At 53.2% G+C, this 22,454-nt stretch carries 13 protein-coding genes; 9 read left to right on the top strand and 4 right to left on the bottom strand.

The features are described from left to right. Positions 1-29: 29 nt before the first annotated feature. The 6 genes from asd (at position 30) to glgP (ending at position 10,945) form a co-directional block, all read left to right on the top strand. Complete coding sequence (gene asd / locus AC0IWZ_RS19675; protein ID WP_471678658.1) at positions 30-1,136, top strand: aspartate-semialdehyde dehydrogenase; 1,107 nt, start codon at positions 30-32, stop codon at positions 1,134-1,136. A 350-nt stretch (positions 1,137-1,486) separates the two neighbouring features. Further along, on the top strand, positions 1,487-3,673 hold the full coding sequence (gene glgB, locus AC0IWZ_RS19670) for a 1,4-alpha-glucan branching enzyme (protein ID WP_410373304.1): 2,187 nt from the start codon (positions 1,487-1,489) through the stop codon (positions 3,671-3,673). Next, positions 3,670-5,652, top strand: a complete 1,983-nt coding sequence (gene glgX / locus AC0IWZ_RS19665) for a glycogen debranching protein GlgX (protein ID WP_172893018.1) — start codon at positions 3,670-3,672, stop codon at positions 5,650-5,652. Before glgB ends, glgX begins: the two co-directional genes overlap by 4 nt. Before the next feature lie 14 nt (positions 5,653-5,666). Next, positions 5,667-6,950, top strand: a complete 1,284-nt coding sequence (glgC, locus tag AC0IWZ_RS19660) for a glucose-1-phosphate adenylyltransferase (RefSeq protein WP_034499220.1) — start codon at positions 5,667-5,669, stop codon at positions 6,948-6,950. A 91-nt stretch (positions 6,951-7,041) separates the two neighbouring features. Continuing rightward, positions 7,042-8,475, top strand: a complete 1,434-nt coding sequence (gene glgA / locus AC0IWZ_RS19655; RefSeq protein WP_034499218.1) for a glycogen synthase GlgA — start codon at positions 7,042-7,044, stop codon at positions 8,473-8,475. 22 nt (positions 8,476-8,497) lie between these two features. Then, entirely contained in the window at positions 8,498-10,945 is a 2,448-nt protein-coding gene (glgP, locus tag AC0IWZ_RS19650) for a glycogen phosphorylase (protein ID WP_034499215.1), read from the top strand. Positions 10,946-11,053: 108 nt separating this feature from the next. On the opposite strand, the gene AC0IWZ_RS19645 is transcribed toward glgP, so the two are convergent. The 3 genes from AC0IWZ_RS19645 to glpE all read right to left on the bottom strand — a co-directional run bounded on the left by AC0IWZ_RS19645 (position 11,054) and on the right by glpE (position 13,060). Continuing rightward, positions 11,054-11,812: a DeoR/GlpR family transcriptional regulator gene (locus tag AC0IWZ_RS19645; protein WP_034499201.1), complete on the bottom strand. Its 759-nt coding sequence runs from the start codon at positions 11,810-11,812 to the stop codon at positions 11,054-11,056. 22 nt (positions 11,813-11,834) lie between these two features. Beyond that, positions 11,835-12,665 (bottom strand): rhomboid family intramembrane serine protease GlpG, encoded by an 831-nt coding sequence (gene glpG, locus AC0IWZ_RS19640; protein WP_034499196.1) that lies wholly within the window; start codon positions 12,663-12,665, stop codon positions 11,835-11,837. A 65-nt stretch (positions 12,666-12,730) separates the two neighbouring features. Then, positions 12,731-13,060, bottom strand: coding sequence for a thiosulfate sulfurtransferase GlpE (gene glpE, locus AC0IWZ_RS19635; protein ID WP_034499194.1), 330 nt, complete (start codon positions 13,058-13,060; stop codon positions 12,731-12,733). 194 nt (positions 13,061-13,254) lie between these two features. On the opposite strand from glpE, the gene glpD reads away from it, so the two are divergent. Continuing rightward, positions 13,255-14,763, top strand: a complete 1,509-nt coding sequence (gene glpD / locus AC0IWZ_RS19630; RefSeq protein ID WP_034499192.1) for a glycerol-3-phosphate dehydrogenase — start codon at positions 13,255-13,257, stop codon at positions 14,761-14,763. A gap of 92 nt (positions 14,764-14,855) precedes the next feature. Here glpD and malT read toward each other — a convergent pair whose 3' ends face one another. Beyond that, entirely contained in the window at positions 14,856-17,564 is a 2,709-nt protein-coding gene (malT, locus tag AC0IWZ_RS19625) for an HTH-type transcriptional regulator MalT (RefSeq protein ID WP_471678659.1), read from the bottom strand. A 376-nt stretch (positions 17,565-17,940) separates the two neighbouring features. On the opposite strand from malT, the gene malP reads away from it, so the two are divergent. Together malP and malQ are read left to right on the top strand one after the other, a co-directional pair. Beyond that, positions 17,941-20,343: a maltodextrin phosphorylase gene (gene malP, locus AC0IWZ_RS19620; protein WP_471678660.1), complete on the top strand. Its 2,403-nt coding sequence runs from the start codon at positions 17,941-17,943 to the stop codon at positions 20,341-20,343. A 9-nt stretch (positions 20,344-20,352) separates the two neighbouring features. Then, complete coding sequence (gene malQ / locus AC0IWZ_RS19615) at positions 20,353-22,434, top strand: 4-alpha-glucanotransferase (RefSeq protein ID WP_471678661.1); 2,082 nt, start codon at positions 20,353-20,355, stop codon at positions 22,432-22,434. The last annotated feature ends 20 nt before the right edge of the window (positions 22,435-22,454 follow it).

The raw sequence follows: 22,454 nt of genomic DNA, 5'->3' as shown, positions 1-22,454 counted from the left end.
ACGCAAACACCTCTGCAGGATTAGTCGCTATGAAAAATGTTGGTTTTATCGGTTGGCGCGGTATGGTCGGTTCCGTTCTCATGCAACGCATGGTTGAAGAACGCGATTTTGACGCCATTCGTCCGGTTTTCTTCTCCACTTCTCAGCTCGGCCTCGCGGCTCCGTCTTTTGCCGGCCAGAACAACGGCACGTTGCAGGACGCGTATGACCTGGAAGCGCTGAAGGCACTGGACATCATCATTACCTGCCAGGGCGGCGATTATACCAACGAAATCTATCCAAAGCTTCGTGAAAGCGGCTGGCAAGGTTACTGGATTGATGCGGCTTCTTCTCTGCGTATGAAAGATGATGCGATTATCATCCTCGACCCGGTAAACCAGCACGTTATTCAGGAAGGTCTGAACAATGGCGTGAAAACCTTTGTGGGCGGTAACTGCACCGTCAGCCTGATGCTGATGTCTCTCGGCGGCCTGTTCGCGAACGACCTGGTTGACTGGGTTTCCGTTGCGACTTACCAGGCGGCATCTGGCGGCGGTGCGCGTCATATGCGTGAACTGCTGACTCAAATGGGCCAACTGCATAGCCATGTTGCCAGCGAGCTGGCGGACCCGGCTTCTGCCATCCTGAACATCGAACGTAAAGTGACGGATCTGGCCCGTAGCGGCAGCCTGCCAACGGATAACTTTGGCGTGCCATTGGCTGGCAGCCTGATCCCATGGATCGACAAGCAGCTTGATAACGGCCAGACGCGCGAAGAGTGGAAAGGCCAGGCTGAAACCAACAAGATTCTGAATACCGGCACCGTCATTCCTGTTGATGGCTTGTGTGTCCGTGTTGGCGCACTGCGTTGCCACAGCCAGGCGTTCACCCTCAAAATGAAAAAAGATGTCTCTCTGCCAACTATCGAAGCGATGCTGGCCGCCCATAACGATTGGGTGAAAGTGGTGCCAAACGACCGCGATATCACACTGCGTGAACTGACGCCTGCGGCAGTCACCGGCACATTGACCACACCTGTCGGGCGTTTGCGTAAGCTGAACATGGGGCCGGAGTATCTTTCTGCCTTCACCGTTGGCGACCAGCTTTTGTGGGGTGCGGCGGAACCGTTACGTAGAATGTTGCGCTTGCTCGCATAATTACACTTACTCACCAAAGGGGCATTGCAGCCCCTTTTTTTATCACGTCATATACCCTTCATACTTCACGTTATGGATGTGTTGGTTGCACTCCGTCACCCCAGCCACTTACTTAAGTAAGCTCCTGGGGATTCCTGAGTTTACCGCCTTCCCATAACGTGAATTATTTGGGTATACATGAAGCGTATGACTTTAGTTCATTAATTTTCGGGAGCAAAACAGAGCGTTGGCTATGCTTTATTCAGGGCGATAAACCGCCATGAAAATTAGTTGGGCGGAACGGCTTGCAGGAAAACAATGTTATTGCCGTCCGTTAGGGTCAATGAATGACAAAAAACAGGACGAATGCCATGTCTGTTCATCCAGAAAAAGACGTGATAAATGCGCTAATTGCGGGTCATTTTGCCGATCCGTTTTCTCTGCTGGGAATGCATAAAACAGAAGCCGGGCTGGAAGTACGCGCCCTGTTACCCAACGCCACAGAAGTCTGGATTATCGACCCTAAAACCGGTGGGAAGGTCGGTAAATTAGAGTGTATTGATTCTCGCGGTTTCTTTTGCGGGGTTATTCCCCGACGTAAAAATCCTTTTCGTTACCAACTGGCTGTCGTCTGGCATGGCCATGAAAATCTGATTGATGATCCCTATCGCTTTGGGCCGCTAATTCAGGAAATGGATAGCTGGCTGTTGTCCGAAGGTACCCATTTACGCCCTTACGAAACGCTCGGCGCACACGCCGACACCATGGACGGCGTGACCGGAACGCGCTTCTCCGTTTGGGCACCTAACGCCCGCCGCGTCTCGGTTGTCGGGCAATTCAACTATTGGGATGGCCGTCGCCACCCGATGCGTTTGCGCCGTGAAAGCGGGATCTGGGAACTCTTTATTCCAGGTGCTCACCCTGGGCAGTTATATAAATTCGAGCTTATCGACACCGAAGGGCATCTGCGCCTGAAGGCTGACCCGTATGCGTTTGAGTCGCAAATGCGCCCGGAAACGGCGTCGCTGATTTGTGGCCTGCCAGAAAAAACCACGCTGAGCCCAGCGCGTCAACGCGCCAACGGCTTTGACCAGCCGATCTCAATTTACGAAGTGCATCTCGGTTCCTGGCGTCGTCATACCGACAATAATTTCTGGCTCAGCTATCGCGAACTGGCAGACCAACTGGTGCCGTACGTGAAAGAGATGGGCTTTACGCACCTCGAACTGCTGCCGATTAACGAACATCCGTTCGACGGCAGTTGGGGCTACCAGCCACAAGGGATGTATGCGCCGACGCGCCGCTTCGGTACGCGCGACGACTTCCGCTATTTCATTAATGCCGCACATGCTGCGGGCCTGAATGTGCTGCTGGACTGGGTTCCCGGGCATTTCCCGACGGACGACGCTGGCCTTGCGAAATTCGATGGCACCTCGCTTTATGAACACGGCGACCCGCGTGAGGGTTATCACCAGGACTGGAACACGCTGATTTATAACTATGGACGGCGTGAAGTCAGCAACTATCTGGTCGGTAACGGGCTGTACTGGATTGAGCGCTTCGGTATTGACGGTCTGCGCGTTGATGCGGTGGCATCAATGATTTATCGCGACTACAGCCGCCAGCCTGGAGAGTGGATACCGAACGATAAAGGCGGGCGCGAAAACCTCGAAGCTATCGAATTCCTGCGTAATACCAACCGTATTATCGGCGAGCAAACGCCGGGTGCGGTGACGATGGCGGAAGAGTCCACCGACTTTGCAGGCGTGTCGCGCCCGGCTTCAATGGGCGGCTTAGGTTTCTGGTTTAAATGGAACCTCGGCTGGATGCACGACACCCTCGACTATATGAAACTCGACCCGGTGCATCGCCAGTATCATCACAACAAAATGACCTTCGGCATGCTGTACAACAGCACCGAAAACTTCGTGCTGCCGTTGTCGCATGACGAAGTGGTCCACGGCAAAAAATCTATTCTTGACCGTATGCCGGGGGACGCGTGGCAGAAGTTTGCCAACCTGCGAGCTTACTACGGCTGGATGTGGGCATTCCCCGGCAAGAAATTGTTGTTCATGGGCAATGAATTCGCCCAGGGCCGCGAGTGGAACCACGACAGCAGTCTCGACTGGCATTTACTGGAAGGCGGCGATAACTGGCACCACGGCGTGAAACGCCTGGTCCGCGATTTAAACCACACTTATCGCCATCACGCTGCAATGCATGAGCTGGATTTCGACAGCTACGGTTTCGAATGGCTGGTGGTCGAAGACAACGTGAATTCGGTGTTTATCTTTGTGCGCCGCGACTCGAAGGGCAATGAAATTATTGTTGCCAGTAACTTTACCCCGGTGCCGCGTTACAACTATCGCTTTGGCATTAACCAGCCAGGCCGCTGGCGCGAAGAGCTGAACACGGACTCGATGCACTATCACGGCAGTAACGCCGGGAACAGTGGCGCGGTGCACAGCGATGAGATCCCAAGCCACGGTCGCGAGCACTCCCTGAGTCTGACCCTGCCGCCACTTTCCACTATTTGGTTGGTAAGGGAGGCTGAATGACACAACTCACTGCCGGAAACTCCGCGCCTTACGGCTCGTTTTATGATGGAAAAGGGGTGAACTTCACCCTGTTTTCCGCAAATGCTCATAAAGTCGAACTATGCGTGTTCGACGAACACGGTCACGAGCAACGTTACGATTTGCCGGTGCGAACCGGAGATATCTGGCACGGTTATTTGCCTAATGCCAAACCCGGTTTGAAGTACGGCTACCGCGTGCATGGGCCGTGGGAACCGCATAACGGCCATCGTTTTAACCCGGCAAAATTGTTACTCGACCCTTGCGCCCGCGTGGTGGTGGGTGGGGTTGAGCATCATCCCCATTTGCATGGCGGTTATGACGAACCGAATCTGGAAGACAGCGCCCCGCATATGGCGAAATGCGTGGTGGTGCAGGATAAGTTTGACTGGGAAGACGATGAACATCCGCGCACTGCGTGGGGCGATACCGTTATTTACGAAGCTCACGTGCGCGGCCTGACGCTGCTTCACCCAGGTATTCCCGAAGAACTGCGCGGAACTTACGCTGCACTTGGCCATCCGGTGATGATTAACTACTTCAAACGACTGGGGATTACGGCGCTGGAGCTGTTGCCGGTGGCGCATTTTGTTAGCGAGCCGCGCGTTTCACACCTCGGACTGAGCAACTACTGGGGCTACAACCCACGCTCTATCTATGCCGTCGAAGGTTATTACGCGGTGAATCACGATCCGCTCAGTGCCGCCAATGAGTTACGTGGCGCGATTAAAGCGTTACACAGCGCGGGTATCGAGGTGATTCTCGACATTGTGCTCAACCACAGCGCGGAACTGGATCGCGATGGCCCGACCCTCTCACTAAGCGGAATCGATAACCGTAGCTATTATTGGTTAATGGAGAATGGCGATTACCAGAACTGGACGGGTTGCGGTAATACGTTGAATTTGAGTACGCCAGGCGTGGTCGCCCAGGTTGTGGATTGCCTGCGCTACTGGGTTGATAGCCTGCATGTTGACGGCTTCCGTTTTGATTTGGCGTCGATCATGGGGCGCACGCCGGAGTTTCGCCAGGATGCACCGCTATTTGAAGCCATCAAAAACGATCCGGTGTTGTCGCAAATAAAACTGATTGCTGAACCCTGGGATATTGGCCCGGGCGGTTATCAGGTCGGCAATTATCCGCCGTTATTTGCGGAATGGAATGACCATTTTCGTGATGGCATGCGGCGTTTCTGGCTGCGACAAGATCTATCGTTAGGAGGATTCGCGTGCCGCTTTGCCGGTTCGAGCGATGTGTATCGTCGAGGCGAGCGTAAACCTTCAACCAGCATCAATTTAATCACGGCGCATGATGGTTTCACGCTGCGTGACTGTGTCAGCTTCAATCAAAAACACAATGAAGCAAACGGCGAAGATAACCGTGATGGCACCAACAATAACTACAGTAACAATTACGGCTTCGAAGGGCTGGAAGCCTCGTTATATATCAAAGAACGGCGGCGCGACAGTGTTCACGCCTTGCTGACATTGTTACTGCTTTCCCAGGGTACGCCGATGCTTTTGGCCGGTGACGAACATGGTCACAGCCAGCACGGTAATAACAACGCTTATTGCCAGGATAACCAACTGACATGGCTTGACTGGGAGCATTGTAACGATGGCTTAACCACATTTACCGCGGCATTGATTCATCTACGCAAGACGATTCCGGCGCTAACCCAGAATGTCTGGTGGGAGGACGGTGATGGCAATGTTCGCTGGTGGAATAAAGAGGCTCAGCCTCTGAGTGCTGACGAGTGGGAAAACGGCGTTCATCGCCTGCAAATCCAGCTTTCAGAACGTTGGCTTATTACGATTAACGCTACCGAAGAAGTGGCCGACATCGTATTACCCGAAGGGGAATGGCGCGCCATTCCTCCGTTTGCCGGCGAAGACAACCCGGTGGTGATGGCTGTATGGCATGGTCCGGCGCACGGAGTCTGCGTATTCCAGAAGTCATAAAAAAGGAGTCAGTCATGGTTAGGCTTGATAAGAACGATCCTCTGATGTTGGCAAGACAACTGCCAAATAAATCTGTCGCCCTGATTCTGGCTGGTGGGCGCGGTACCCGATTGAAAGATTTAACCTCTACACGCGCCAAGCCTGCCGTTCACTTTGGTGGCAAGTTCCGAATCATTGATTTCGCGCTGTCGAATTGCATTAACTCGGGTATTCGCCGCATCGGCGTTATCACCCAATATCAGTCACATACGCTGGTGCAGCATATTCAGCGCGGCTGGTCGTTTTTCAGCGAGGAGATGAACGAATTTGTCGATTTGCTCCCGGCGCAGCAGCGGGTACACGGTGAAAACTGGTATCGCGGTACGGCGGATGCGGTGACGCAAAACCTCGACATTATTCGCCGCTACAAGGCGGAGTATGTGGTTATCCTCGCGGGCGATCACATCTACAAGCAAGATTATTCACGCATGTTGATTGACCACGTGGAGAAAGGGGCGCGTTGTACGGTGGCATGTATGCCAGTGCCGCTGCACGAAGCTTCGGCCTTTGGCGTGATGGCGGTGGATAGCGAAGAGAAAATTATCGAGTTCGTGGAAAAACCGGCCAACCCGCCGTCGATGCCAGGCGACGACAGCAAAGCGCTCGCCAGCATGGGGATCTACGTTTTCGATGCAGATTATCTCTACGAACTGCTGGAAGCCGACGACAAAGACGAAAACTCAAGCCATGACTTCGGGAAAGATATTATTCCGTACGTCATGAAATCCGGCTCGGCCTTCGCCCATCCATTCCCGCTTTCTTGCGTGCAGTCTGACCCTGATGCCGAGCCATACTGGCGCGATGTCGGGACGCTGGAAGCCTACTGGAAAGCCAACCTCGACCTCGCTTCGGTAACGCCGGAACTGGATATGTACGACCAGGAATGGCCGATCCGTACTCATATGGAACCGTTGCCTCCGGCGAAATTTGTGCAAGACCGTTCGGGCAGTCACGGCATGACGCTGAACTCGTTGGTTTCTGGCGGCTGCATTATTTCCGGTTCGGTGGTGGTTCAGTCGGTGTTGTTCCCGAGAGTGCGCGTTAATTCGTTTTGCAACATTGATTCTTCAGTATTGCTGCCGGATGTCATTGTCGGGCGCTCCTGCCGTTTACGCCGTTGCATTATCGACCGCGCCTGCGTCATTCCTGAAGGCATGGTAGTGGGGGAAAACGCTGAGGAAGATGCACGCCGTTTCTACCGTTCCGAAGAAGGTATTGTGCTGGTGACACGGGAAATGCTGGCCAAATTGCCAGGTTAGGATTGACCTACGCGCAGCAGGGGCTGCGCGTTGTAATTTTATCGTTTGGCGTTTGATTTTTTACGCCACGACTTTCCATACGGGAGCGATAATGCAGGTCTTACATGTATGTTCTGAAATGTTTCCACTGCTAAAAACGGGTGGTCTGGCAGATGTGCTTGGCGCTCTACCGGCGGCACAAATTGCAGGAGGTGTTGAGACGAGAGTCCTGCTGCCTGCATTCCCGGATATCCGTCGTGGCATTGTTGATGCGCAGGTTGTCGCACATCGTGACACCTTCGCGGGTCATATGACTTTGTTATATGGCCACTTCAACGGCGTGGGGATTTACCTGATTGACGCTCCACATTTATACGAACGCCCAGGCAGCCCGTATCACGATACTAACCAGTTCGCTTACACCGATAACGTGCACCGTTTTGCATTGCTCGGATGGGTCGGCGCTGAGATGGCATGTGGTCTGGATCCCTTCTGGCACCCGGATATTGTGCATGCACATGACTGGCATGCGGGCCTGGTACCAGCGTATCTCGAGGCTCGTGGTCGCCCGGCAAAGTCGGTATTTACCGTTCACAACCTGGCTTACCAGGGGCTGTTTTACGCCCATCATATGAATGAAATTGACCTGCCATGGTCGTTCTACAACATGAACGGCCTGGAGTTTAACGGTCAAATTTCGTACTTGAAAGCTGGCCTTTACTATGCTGATCATATTACGGCGGTCAGCCCGACGTATGCCCGTGAGATAACCGAGCCACAATTTGCCTACGGCATGGAAGGGCTGTTGCGCCAGCGCCACCGCGAGGGACGGCTGTCCGGCATTCTTAACGGCGTGGACGAAAAAATTTGGGACCCGGCACATGACTTGCTTCTGGCTTCGCGTTACACCCGCGACACGCTGGAAGAAAAAGCCGAGAACAAGCGTCAGTTGCAGGTGGCGATGGGACTGAAGGTTAACGACAAAGCGCCGCTGTTTGCGGTAGTGAGCCGTTTGACCAGCCAGAAAGGTTTGGATTTGGTGCTTGAAGCGTTGCCGGGATTGCTCGAGCAAGGCGGGCAACTGGCATTGCTGGGCGCGGGTGATACCGTCATGCAGGAAGGTTTCCTGGCGGCGGCAGCTGAGCACCCTGGGCAAGTTGGGGTTCAAATCGGTTATCACGAAGCGTTCTCGCACCGCATTATGGGGGGCGCAGATGTGATTCTGGTGCCGAGCCGTTTTGAGCCTTGTGGTTTAACGCAATTGTATGGTTTGAAGTACGGCACTTTGCCGCTGGTGCGGCGTACGGGTGGGCTTGCAGACACCGTATCTGACAGCTCGCTAGAAAACCTGGCTGACGGTATCGCCAGTGGATTCGTGTTTGAAGACAGTAATGCCTGGTCGCTGCTAAGAGCGATTCGGCGTGCCTTCGTGTTGTGGTCTCGCCCTTCGCTGTGGCGGTTTGTTCAGCGTCAGGCTATGGGCATGGATTTTAGCTGGCAGGTAGCGGCGCATTCCTACCGCGACTTGTACCAACGTTTGCTGTAGACATCCACCAGGAATCACTGATATGAACGCACCCTTTTCCTATGCTTCACCGACGCTCAGTATTGAGGCGTTAAAGCACTCAATAGCTTATAAACTGATGTTTACGGTTGGGAAAGACCCTGCCATTGCGAACAAGCATGAGTGGCTCAACGCCACATTATTTGCCGTTCGTGACCGGTTGGTAGAACGCTGGCTGCGTTCAAACCGTGCTCAGCTTTCCCAGGAAGTTCGCCAGGTTTACTATCTGTCGATGGAGTTTTTGATTGGCCGCACTCTTTCTAACGCACTGCTTTCATTAGGCATTTATGAAGATGTCAAAAATGCGCTGGAAGAGATGGGGCTTGATCTCGAAGAGTTGATTGACGAAGAGAACGACCCCGGCCTCGGCAATGGCGGGTTAGGTCGTCTCGCCGCCTGTTTCCTCGATTCAATGGCAACGCTTGGTTTGCCTGGCCGCGGTTACGGTATTCGCTACGACTACGGCATGTTTAAACAAAATATCGTTGATGGCCGCCAGAAAGAGTCCCCGGATTATTGGCTCGAATACGGTAATCCTTGGGAATTTAAACGCCACAATACGCGCTACAAAGTGCGTTTTGGCGGGCGTGTGCAAATGGAAGCGAAGAAATTCCGCTGGGTAGAAACCGAAGAGATTTTGGCGGTGGCGTATGACCAGATAATCCCTGGCTACGACACTGATGCGACTAACACGCTGCGCCTGTGGAATGCGCAGGCGAGTAGCGAAATCAACCTGGGTAAATTTAACCAGGGCGATTATTTCGCTGCGGTAGAAGATAAGAACCATTCGGAAAACGTCTCCCGCGTACTTTACCCGGATGACTCAACCTATTCAGGCCGGGAACTGCGTTTGCGTCAGGAATATTTCCTCGTCTCCTCCACCGTGCAGGATATTCTCAGCCGCCATTACCAGTTGCATAAAACCTACGACAATCTGGCGGATAAAATCGCCATTCACCTTAACGACACGCACCCGGTGTTGGCGATCCCTGAACTGATGCGTTTGCTCATCGACGAGCATAAATTCACCTGGGAAGATGCGTTTGAAGTCACCTGCCAGGTGTTCTCGTACACCAACCACACGCTGATGAGCGAGGCGCTGGAAACCTGGCCGGTAGACATGTTAGGTAAAATTCTGCCGCGCCACTTGCAGATAATCTTTGAGATTAACGACTACTTCCTGAAAACCTTGCAGGAGCAGTATCCGAACGATACCGGCCTGCTGGGGCGCACCTCGATTATTGATGAATCGAACGGGCGTAAAGTCCGTATGGCGTGGCTTGCGGTGGTCGCCAGCCATAAAGTGAACGGCGTTTCTGAGCTGCACTCCAACCTGATGGTGCAGTCGCTGTTTGCTGATTTCGCTGCGATCTTCCCGATGCGTTTTTGCAATAAAACCAATGGTGTTACGCCGCGCCGCTGGCTGGCACTGGCGAACCCGCCGCTTTCAGAAGTGCTGGATGAAAATATCGGCCGCACCTGGCGTACCGATCTCAGCCAACTGAACGATCTGAAGCAGCATATTGATTACCCGACGGTGCATCAGGATGTTCGCAAGGCGAAGCTGGCCAACAAGAAGCGCCTGGCAAGTTACATCGGCCAGCAGCTCAATGTGGTGGTGAACCCGAACGCGTTATTTGATGTGCAAATCAAACGTATTCACGAGTACAAACGCCAGCTGATGAACGTGCTGCACGTGATTACGCGCTACAACCGCATCAAGGCCGATCCGACAGCAGATTGGGTGCCGCGCGTGAATATCTTCGCCGGTAAAGCGGCGTCAGCGTATTACATGGCGAAGCACATCATTCATCTCATCAATGATGTGGCGACGGTGATCAATAACGATCCGGTAGTGAAAGATCGTTTAAAAGTCGTATTCATCCCGAACTACAGCGTTAGCCTGGCGCAGATCATTATTCCGGCGGCGGATCTCTCCGAGCAGATTTCGCTGGCGGGAACGGAGGCTTCCGGCACTAGTAACATGAAGTTTGGTTTGAACGGTGCGCTGACTATCGGCACGCTCGATGGTGCAAACGTCGAAATGCTGGAGCACGTTGGCGCGGATAATATCTTTATCTTCGGGAATACGGCGGAAGAGGTCGAAACGCTGCGGCGTAAAGGCTATAAGCCGCGTGAATATTACGAGCAAGATGAAGAGCTGCATCAGGTGCTGACGCAAATCGGTACCGGGGCATTCAGCCCGGATGAGCCGACGCGCTACCGTGACCTACTGGATTCACTGATTAACTTTGGTGACCACTATCAGGTGCTGGCAGATTACCGCAGCTATGTGGATTGCCAGGACAGGGTAGATGAGTTGTATCGCCAACCGGAAGAGTGGACGATTCGCACTATGCACAATATCGCCAACATGGGTTATTTCTCGTCTGACAGGACGATTCAGGAATACGCCGATGAGATTTGGCATATTAAGCCGGTGAGATTGTAATTACTCCCCTCACCCTAACCCTCTCCCCAAAGGGGCGAGGGGACTAGCCCTGTATTCCCCCTCTCCCTCAGGGAGAGGGCCGGGGTCAGGGTTGTTTTCAAGCAAATATCAGCACAACTCCAGTTGCACGTTATTCTCGGCAATCACCTGCATCACGCCTGCGGGCGGCATCATATCGGTATAAACCTGGTCGACAAGGCTAATACTGCCAAGATTCACCATTGCATTACGGCCAAATTTAGAGTGATCCACCACCAGCATGACGCAGCGCGAGTTTTCAATAATCGCGCGTTTGGTGCGAACTTCGTGGTAATCAAATTCCAGCAGCGAGCCGTCGCCGTCGATGCCGCTGATCCCCAGAATGCCGAAATCCAACCTGAACTGAGAGATAAAATCGAGCGTCGCTTCGCCGATAATTCCGCCGTCGCGGCTGCGTAACTCGCCGCCTGCCAGAATAATGCGGAAATCTTCTTTAACTTTGAGTGTATTCGCCACGTTCAGGTTGTTGGTCACGACGCGCAAATTGCTGTGGTTTAGCAACGCATGAGCGACCGCTTCTGGTGTGGTGCCGATATCAATAAACAGCGTCGCGCCATTTGGGATTTGGCTGGCAACTTTTTGCGCGATGCGCTCTTTTTCCGCCGTTTGAGTCGCTTTGCGGTCATGCCACGGTGTGTTCACAGAACTTGAAGGCAGTGCCGCGCCTCCGTGGTGACGCATGATCAGGTTCTGGTCAGCCAGATCGTTGAGATCGCGGCGAATGGTTTGCGGGCTAACCGCAAACTGCTCAACCAGCTCTTCTGTGCTGACATAACCCTGTTTTTTAACCAGTTCGACAATCGCATCATGACGTTGTGTTTGCTTCACGCTGTTTTATTCTCCTGAAATGCTATGTTCGTTTTCGCGCATGCATTGTATCAACCAGCGCCATCGCCAGGCCAACAACCAGGCCGGTGATGTGTGCAGCGTTGGCGATAGACATTCCTAAAACATCGAAAAATCCTATCACAATCCACAATACCGCAAAGGCTAACAGGCCGCGCTGCATGTAGATGCCGCTGTCGGGGTCACGTTCGCCACGCAGCCAGACATAACCCATTAATGCGTATACCACACCGGATAAGCCACCAAACAGCGGGCCGCCGAATTTCGCCTGCACGAAACCGCTCAGAAGCGCTGAAACGAGCGTCAACGTAATGAGTTTACCGCTGCCGAGGCGCTTTTCTACCGGGCCGCCGAGATACCACCACCACAGCAAGTTAAACGCGATATGCATAATAGAAAAGTGCATCAACGCGTGGCTGAAGTAGCGCCACAGCTCGTAGTGCAAACTCTCTTTATACGGCCAGGCTAACCAGGTCATGACGGCACGATCGCCCATCACCTGCATCATCAGGTAAACCAGCACGCAGGCAGCCATAATCACCATAGTGAATGGCCCGGCTTTCTGAGTAATGGTGGCGAGGAAAGGGTAGCGCTGGTACTGCAAGCCGCTGCCGGTGTGGCCCGTGTTCCAGCTTGCCGCCAGATAACGTGCATCACCGGGATTCGCGAGGAACTGTTCAAGCTCGGCACGGACATGGGATTCCTGGCTGTCGTTCGCCAGCCAGATATCACTTTGCTCATGCCGTTGAATCGTGAGGATAATCCCCTGCGTCGCCATATAGTCGACAAATGCCTGCGCGACTCGCGGGTTGGCAAACGAGGTAATCATGATCATAAGGTTTCAACTAAATCCGTATAAAAAAAATGATTATACCTGCAACGCCACCATTTCCTGACGACTTAAGACGCGCCGTGTTCGACTTCTGCCGGGAAATGGCGATGCCATGCGTCAAAACCACCGTCGACGCTATACACCTGATCGTAACCTTGTTGCAGCAGATATTGCGCCGCACCTTTGCTGCTATTGCCGTGATAGCACATCACCATCACTGGCGTTTCAAAATCGGTTTGCTGCATAAAGGCAACCAAACGATCGTTAGTCAGATGAAACGCGCCCGGCGTGTGGCCCATCGCAAAGCTCTGCGGATCGCGGATATCAACTAATACAGCCAGGTTGTGCTGCAACTTCTGGTGCGCTTCTTCCACACCAATACACTCAAACGTTTCCATGGATTTGCTCGTAATTTTATTAAATTGGCTTACGCCATATTAAGGGAATCTGCCCTCTGGCCGCTGATATTAACGCCATTATGTTATCCATATCACGCAGTAATGTTTTTTTTTCGTTACAAACCGCGCGTAGTCTTGCTAGTATGAGCGATAACGAACATATTTGAACTTTAACGAAAGCGTGTGAGGGCAACATGGAAACTAAAGATCTGATTGTGATTGGCGGAGGAATTAACGGGGCAGGTATCGCCGCTGACGCTGCAGGCCGTGGTTTATCCGTGTTGATGCTTGAAGCTCAGGACTTAGCCAGCGCCACCTCGTCGCAAAGCTCGAAGCTTATCCACGGCGGCCTACGCTACCTTGAGCATTACGAGTTCCGCCTGGTGAGTGAAGCACTTGCCGAGCGCGAAGTGCTGCTGAACATGGCTCCGCACATTGCCTTCCCGATGCGCTTTCGTTTGCCGCACCGCCCGCATTTACGCCCGGCGTGGATGATTCGTATCGGTTTGTTTATGTACGATCATTTGGGTAAACGCACCAGTTTACCGGCGTCTACCGGTTTGCGTTTTGGCGCAGATTCAGTGCTAAAACCGAATATCGTGCGCGGTTTCGAATATTCTGACTGCTGGGTAGACGATGCTCGCCTGGTTCTGGCGAACGCGCAGATGGTGACGCGCGAAGGCGGCGAGGTGAAAACGCGTACCCGCGCCACTCGTGCGCGTCGCGAAAACGGCCTGTGGGTTGTGGAAGCGCAGGATATTGATACCGGTGAAACCTTTACCTGGCGTGCTCGTGGCCTGGTGAATGCTACCGGCCCGTGGGTGAAAAACTTCTTTGACGATGGCCTGCAATTGCCTTCGCCATATGGCATCCGCCTGATCAAAGGCAGCCATATCGTGGTGCCGCGCGTGCACAACCAGAAGCAGGCATACATTCTGCAAAACGAAGATAAGCGAATTGTGTTCGTCATTCCGTGGATGGATGAGTTCTCTATTATTGGCACTACCGATGTGGAATATAAGGGCGATCCGAAAGATGTTCACATTGATGATAACGAAATCAACTACCTGCTGAATGCCTATAACGCGCATTTTAAAAAGACGCTGAGCCGCGAAGATATCGTCTGGACATACTCCGGCGTGCGCCCACTTTGCGATGATGAATCTGATTCACCGCAGGCAATTACGCGTGATTACACGCTCGATATCCATGACGAGCAGGGCAAAGCGCCGCTGTTGTCGGTATTTGGCGGCAAGCTGACAACCTACCGTAAACTGGCTGAACATGCGCTGGAAAAACTGAAAGGTTATTACCCAAAAATGGGGCCAGCCTGGACAAAAGGCAGCACCTTACCCGGTGGTGATATTCAGGGCGATCGCGATGATTACGCGGCACAGCTGCGCCGCCGTTATACCTTCCTGACCGAAAGCCTGGCCCGCCGTTTCTCACGCACTTACGGTAGCAATAGCGATTTGATTCTGGCAGGAAAGACCAGCATTGGCGATTTAGGCGAAGATTTCGGACACGAGTTTTTTGAAGCAGAATTGCGTTACCTGGTGGAACACGAGTGGGTGCGTAGCGTTGATGATGCCATCTGGCGTCGTACCAAATTAGGGATGTGGCTTACGAAAGAGCAGCAGGAGCGAGTCGCGCAATGGCTGGGAAAGCGTAACGGTAAGGCGCATTTGTCATTAGCGTCGTGAGTCGGTAGCCCTCACCCCGACCCTCTCCCCAGGAGAGGGAGAAAACCGTTCTATACCCTCTCCTTCAGGGAGAGGGCTAGGGTGAGGGTAATTTAAACCCCGTAGCCCATCATCTTCAGTAATTTCTGCGCATGCTGCACCGCATCCTGGCGGTGCGCGACGCCCAACTTCTGATACAAATTACGAATATGCGTTTTAATCGTGGTGGCTGCGACATCCAGTTCACCCGCGATTTGCTCATTGCTGTAACCTGAATAAATCAGGCCTAAAACTTGCCATTCGCGCTGAGTCAAAGGGCTGGTGCGGATTAATTCCGGCACTTCAGGGTGATTCAATAAACGGTTAACAAAGTTTTCGTCGAAGTGGGCGAACTTATGGCGATGGTGCTGGTTAATCTCACGCAAAATACGCTGCGCGCGATGCTGATCTAATTCAGGTAGAGTGTTGAGCTGAATTAACTGGCGCAACTGCTGCGCCATCGCTTCCCCTTCAATCACAAAGTGACTGATAAACCCGGTGCGGTTCGCCAGCGCCAACGCTTCCAGCAGCACGCGCTGGGCATCGCTTTTACGCCCGGCTTGCCAGTAAAGCTGGTTCAGCAGTAGCAAGTTGCGGTTGAGGTCGCTCATTAAACGCAGGCTGCGGGCGTTTTCGTTTAACTCTTCGAGCACCATTTCAGCCGGTTCGAAATCACTCAGCAAAATTTGTGCGCGGGCAATATTACGCCACTGGCTTTGCAGGAAATGGTTGTTGGCAAATTCTGGCTTCGGCGTCAGACGCAGCCAGTTGGCAGCAGATTTTTTATCTCCCGTCATTTGCCAGTAAATCACCCGGACTTTGTCAGCGTTAGAAACCCAGTCGCTATGGAATGCACCGTTACCGAGTAAGTTTTCTAGTCGGTTCAGGTGATTACGTGCGTTATCTAAATCGCCTCGCGCCAGCGAACATTGCACTAATAGCGCCAGGCACTGTAATTGCTGTTGCGGCTGGTAGCCGGAAAGCACTTCCAGACCCCTGCGCGTTGTCGCTTCGGCTTCATCCAGCCGCGACCACGCCCACAGTAGCTGCGCACGAATACGCAGTAAAAACTCATGCAGCGGAAGTTGCTCAAGGTGTTGCTCTTCGATAAGCGCAAAGGCTTTTTCCTGGGATTCCCAGGCCGATTGCAGGAACCCCTGTGCCAGCAGAATTTCACTTTGCTGGCATAAACCCCATAACGCGTAGTGCCACATGTCATGACGGCGGGCCATTTGTTCCGTTTGCTGCATCACGGACAACGATTTGGTCAGCTCACCTTTGCAATGCAGCACTTCGCCGTGGACGGAGGTGGCAACAATGCGGCTATAAAAACTGGCAAGCGGCAGCGTGTCGAGGGCAATCATCGCCAGGCGTTCGGCTTCATCAGGATTACCATCGTTAATGGCAACCTGAGCGCGTAACGCATTGAATTCACCGTGCATGGTGTCGTCCATCACGACATTCATTTCTTGCTCGGCACGGGCCAGCAGCGTGTTCACTTCGCTGTAGCGGTGCTGGCTTTGCATCAACCATGCTTGCAGGAGGACAAGTTTTGGATTTTCCAGCAAACTTTCCCACGGCAGCGCTTTTAACGATTCTTCCAGCAGCGTGAGTTCGCTGTGGTTAAACAACGCCCAGGCATGATTGAGGAGGATATCGCGCAGCAAAGTTGCATCGCCTGCGGCCAGCGCGTGGTGAATAGCTTCGCTCGGGAAGCCTTGCGCCATCCAGCTTTCGGCTGCGGCGCGATGGATATCCGGCAATTCAGTCGCCAGTTCCCACTGGCAACGCTGGCGCAAGAAATTGCCAAACAGCGGGTGGAAACGGAACCACTCACCGCTGTCGTCCATACGCTGAATAAACAAACCCTGGCGCTCGGTTTCTTCCAGTCGCATCTGGCCATTTTCTTCGCCGGTGACGCGCACAATCAGCGCATCGTTCATGGAACGCAGAATCGAGCTGCGCAGCAGGAAATTACGGGTTTGCGCATCGACATTATCCAGCACTTCATCGGCCAGATAGTCAGACAAGTGGCTGGCGTTAATACCCGAAAGACGGCGCGCGGAATGATGTGCCGAAGAGTTACTGTTCTGCCTGGCGGAAAGCGCGATGAGTTGCAGCGCAGTCGCCCATCCTGCGACGTCGTCACACAGACTGTTGCTGTCGACGTGTTCGAGGGGGGAGTTCAGACGATGGTCGAAAAACAGCTTCGCTTCGTGGTGAGTAAACGCAAGCTGTTGGCTACCGATTTCCAGCAACTGATCGCGCACGCGTAAGTTAGCGATACCCAACTGCGGCAAATTGCGTGACAGCACCACCAGAGTCAGGTTTTCTGGCTGGTGGCGGATGAAAAAGCGCATCGCTTCATGAATGACAGGGTTAGTTATTAGATGGTAATCATCAATGACTAAAAATAGCGGACGATGCCATTCCACCATTTCAATAAATAGCTGGGCGAATAACGCCGTCAGGCTCGAATACTGGCGTTTTTGTACCATCACTTCGCTGGTAACACAGTGACCAGCCGTTGCTTGCTGAATTGCCGCTATCAAATAGCTGGCAAAACGTTCTTGTTGGTTATCGCCTTCATCAAGGGAGTACCAACCGAGTTCATTCTTCCCTGCCGCCCACTGCGAAACTAGCGTTGTTTTTCCATAGCCCGCCGGGCTGGTTATCAGTGCCAGTCGATAGTTATTGGCTGTTGATAATTTCAACAACAGACGGTCGCGGACCACTGTATTTTCCAGACGAACTGGACGACTTAATTTGGAGGGGATCAGCATGGTCAATCACTTCACTGTGTATGAGATATGTACGAATGTGATTTTTTTTACGCTTCGTAATTAATACTTACTACAAAGTCGTTCAGATTGAGGGTGATTGCAAGATTGTTCAGGGTTTCAGACGTTGTAAGTTGCTCCTGCTCACAAATCTATTCATTAGTTGAATCCATCTGTAATAGTTACTGTCGGACATGGAGAAGTCAGGACTGGTGGGCATTCCTGGCAAGAGCACCTAACTTTAAGTGGCGGCGATCACATTTTCAGCTACTCCCCGCTACTCCTCCCTCCGTAATCCCCCTCAGGAGGAGGAATTAGCCCAGGGCACCCGGCACACTAGCGGGTAATGAAATTAGAACCTCACAGGACCCGAGTCACTATGTCACAGACGACCTTCAATAAAGCACAATTTCAGGCTGCACTGACACGTCAGTGGCAGCGTTATGGGCTGCATTCCGCCTCCGAAATGACTCAGCAACAATGGTGGCACGCCGTCAGCGGTGCGCTGGCAGAACTGCTGGCTGCTCAGCCTGTTGCGAAACCAGAGAAGAAACAGCGCCACGTAAACTACATCTCAATGGAATTCCTGATTGGCCGCCTGACGGGCAATAACTTGCTGAACCTCGGCTGGTATCAGGACGTGGCTGACGAACTCAAAGCGTTTGATATCAATCTTACTGACCTGCTGGAAGAAGAAACTGACCCGGCATTGGGGAACGGCGGGTTAGGGCGTCTTGCGGCGTGCTTCCTGGATTCCATGGCTACGGTTGGGCAATCGGCGATTGGTTACGGCCTGAATTACCAGTACGGCCTGTTCCGCCAGTCCTTCCAGGATGGTCATCAAATGGAAGCGCCTGATGACTGGAAGCGCGGAAGCTATCCGTGGTTCCAGCATAACTCGGCACTCGACGTGCAGGTTGGCGTCGGTGGTAAAGTGATTAAAGACGGCAAAACCGTGCGCTGGGAACCGGCGTTTATTTTCCACGGTGAAGCCTGGGATTTACCGGTGCTTGGCTACCGTAACGGCGTGGCGCAACCGCTGCGTTTGTGGCAGGCAAAGCACGCACATCCGTTTGATTTAACTAAATTCAACGACGGCGATTTCCTGAAAGCAGAACAACAGGGTATCGACGCCGAAAAACTGACGAAAGTGCTCTACCCGAACGATAACCATCTGAACGGTAAGAAGTTGCGTTTGATGCAGCAGTACTTCCAGTGTGCATGCTCGGTGGGCGATATTTTACGCCGCCACCATCTGGCGGGTCGTAAGATTTCTGAGCTGGCCGATTACGAAGTTATTCAGCTTAACGACACGCACCCGACTATTGCCATTCCAGAACTGCTGCGCGTGCTGATCGACGAGCACCAGATGAGCTGGGACGATGCATGGGCCATCACCAGCAAAACCTTCGCCTACACCAACCACACGTTGATGCCTGAAGCGCTGGAGTGCTGGGACGAGAAGCTGGTGAAGGCGCTGTTGCCGCGACACATGCAGATTATCAATGAGATCAACGCTCGCTTTAAAAAGCTGGTGGACAAAACCTGGCCGGGCGATGAAGCCGTGTGGGCAAAACTGGCGGTGGTTCACGACAAACAAGTTCGCATGGCGAACATGTGCGTGGTGAGTGGCTTCGCGGTAAACGGTGTGGCAGCGCTGCACTCCGATTTAGTGGTGAAAGATTTGTTCCCGGAATATCACCAACTGTGGCCGAACAAATTCCATAACGTTACCAACGGCATCACGCCGCGCCGCTGGATTAAACAATGCAACCCGACATTGGCTGCTCTGCTTGATAAGAAATTGAAGAAAGAGTGGGCTAACGATCTGGATGTGCTCGAAGGGCTGGAAAAATATGCCGACGACGCAAAATTCCGCAAAGAATACCGCGACATCAAATACCAGAACAAAGTGAAACTGGCGGCGTTCGTCAAAGCTCGCACCGGCATTATCATCAGCCCGGATGCGCTGTTCGACGTGCAAATCAAACGCCTGCACGAATACAAACGCCAGCACCTGAACCTGCTGCATATTCTCGCGCAGTATAAAGAAATCCGCGAAAATCCGACGGCTGACCGCGTGCCACGCGTGTATCTGTTCGGTGCTAAAGCCGCACCGGGCTACTACCTTGCGAAAAACATTATCTTTGCGATCAACAAAGTGGCGCACGCAATCAATAACGATCCGGTGGTTGGCGACAAGTTGAAAGTGGTGTTCCTGCCGGACTACTGCGTTTCTGCGGCGGAAGTGATGATCCCGGCGGCTGATATTTCCGAGCAAATCTCTACCGCAGGTAAAGAAGCATCCGGCACCGGCAACATGAAACTGGCACTTAACGGCGCGTTGACGGTCGGCACGCTGGATGGTGCGAACGTCGAAATCGCCGAGAAAGTGGGCGAGGAAAACATCTTTATCTTCGGCCACACCGTGGAAGAAGTAAAAGCGCTGAAAGCCAAAGGCTACGACCCGGTGAAATGGCGCAAGAAAGATAAAGCGCTGGATGACGTGCTCAAAGAGCTTGAGAAAGGTATTTACGCCGACGGCGATAAACACGCGTTCGACCAGATGCTGCACAGCATCGGCAAACAAGGCGGCGACCCGTATTTGGTGATGGCAGATTTTACCGCTTATGCGCAAGCGCAAAAATTGGCGGATGCACTGTATCTCGACCAGGAAGCATGGACTCGCGCTGCGATTCTGAACACGGCGCGTTGCGGCATGTTTAGCTCCGATCGCTCTATCCGTGATTATCAGCAACGCATCTGGCAGGCAAAACGCTAAGGGAACGCGATGGACAGCAAACGTCTTGATAACGCCGCCCTCGAGGCGGGAATTAGCCCCAACTACATTAACGCCCACGGCAAACCGCAGGCCATTCCTGCGGATACCAAGCAGCGTTTGCTGGAAGCCATGAGCCGTCCCACCGCCGTGAAAAAGGTGGCGGTGACGCCAGTGGCAAATGTACTGGTGTTCACTTCGGGCACCCGCATGGCGACAATGCTGGAAGGCAACGGCGATTACAACTGGCAGTTAACCACCGAAGACGGTAAGCAACATAAAGGGCATGCGCTGGCGGGTAAAAAACTGACGCTGCCCGCCGCGCTGCCGGAAGGCTATCACGACCTCACGGTCAGCCAGAATGAACACCACTGGCAATGCCGCGTTATTGTGGCGCCGAAACGTTGTTACGAATCCGCGGCACTTCTGCGTGATGAAAAGCTATGGGGCGCGTGTGTACAGCTTTACACACTGCGTTCGGCACATAACTGGGGAATCGGTGATTTCGGTGATTTGCAGCGCATGCTGGTGGATGTGGCAAAACGGGGCGGTTCGTTTATCGGCCTGAACCCAATCCACGCGCTGTATCCGGCGAACCCGGAAAGTGCCAGTCCGTATAGCCCGTCGTCACGCCGTTGGTTGAACGTGATTTATATCGACGTGAACGCGGTTGATGACTTCTTACTTAGTGATGAAGCGCAAGACTGGTGGAAAATGCCGGTCACGCAACAAATGCTGAGCGAAGTCCGCGACGCACAGTGGGTGGATTATGCCACCGTTACCGTGCTGAAAATGGCCGCACTTCGCATGGCGTGGAAGCAATTCTCGCGGCGTGGCGCGCGTGATGAGCAAGTTGTTGCCTTCCATAAGTTTGTCCAGGAAGGTGGCGACAGCCTGTATTACCAGGCGGCGTTTGATGCGCTGCATGCTTATCAGGTTAAAGAAGATGAAATGCGTTGGGGCTGGCCGGTGTGGCCAGAAGGTTTCCGTGACGCGCACAACCCGGAAGTGAAAGAGTTTTGTACCGAACACAGTGATGAAGTGAATTTCTATCTGTGGTTGCAATACCTGGCCTATGCGCAGTTTGATGCGTGCTGGCAAACCAGCCAGGGCTTCAAAATGCCGATTGGTTTGTATCGCGACTTAGCGGTTGGTGTGGCAGAAGGCGGCTCGGAAACCTGGTGTGACCGTGAGCTTTACTGCCTGAAAGCCTCGGTCGGTGCGCCACCGGATATTCTTGGCCCGCTCGGCCAGAACTGGGGGTTGCCTCCGATGGACCCGCATGTGATTACCGCGCGCGCCTATCAACCGTTTATCGAACTGCTGCGTTCTAACATGACCAGTTGCGGCGCGCTGCGCATTGACCATGTAATGTCGATGCTGCGCTTATGGTGGATCCCTTACGGCGAAACTGCCGATAAAGGCGCTTACGTGCATTATCCCGTTGACGATCTGCTGTCGATCCTGGCGCTGGAAAGTAAGCGCCATAACTGCATGGTGATCGGTGAGGATCTGGGAACCGTGCCGGTTGAGATCGTCGGCAAGCTGCGTGACAGCGGTGTTTACTCGTACAAAGTGTTATATTTCGAGCACGATCAGGAAAAACAGTTCCGCGCCCCGAAATCGTGGCCGAAACAATCCATGGCGGTGGCGACGACCCACGATTTACCGACGCTGCGCGGCTATTGGGAAAGCGGTGATTTGACGCTGGGTAAAACGCTGGGGTTATATCCTGATGAAGAGATGTTGACCGAGCTGTATAAGGATCGCGAACGCGCCAAACAAGGTTTGCTGGATGGACTGCATGAATATGGTTGTCTGCCAAAACGTGCCGGGCACAAAGCCTCGCTGATGGCGATGACGCCAACACTTAATCGCGGAATGCAGCGTTACATTGCCGACAGCAATAGTGCGTTGTTGGGTCTGCAACCGGAAGATTGGTTGGGGATGGCGGAGCCGGTGAACATTCCGGGCACCAGCTACCAGTATAAAAACTGGCGACGCAAGTTATCGACTTCGCTTGAGGCGATGTTCGCTGATGAAGAAGTGAATAAGTTGCTGAAGGATTTGGATAAGCGACGTAAGAAGAGATAACTTTTAACGCCCTCACCCTA

The organism is Buttiauxella sp. AC142, from assembly GCF_979253435.1.
Note: the sequence above shows the minus strand (reverse complement) of the source record. Positions and strands in the feature narration are given on the sequence as shown.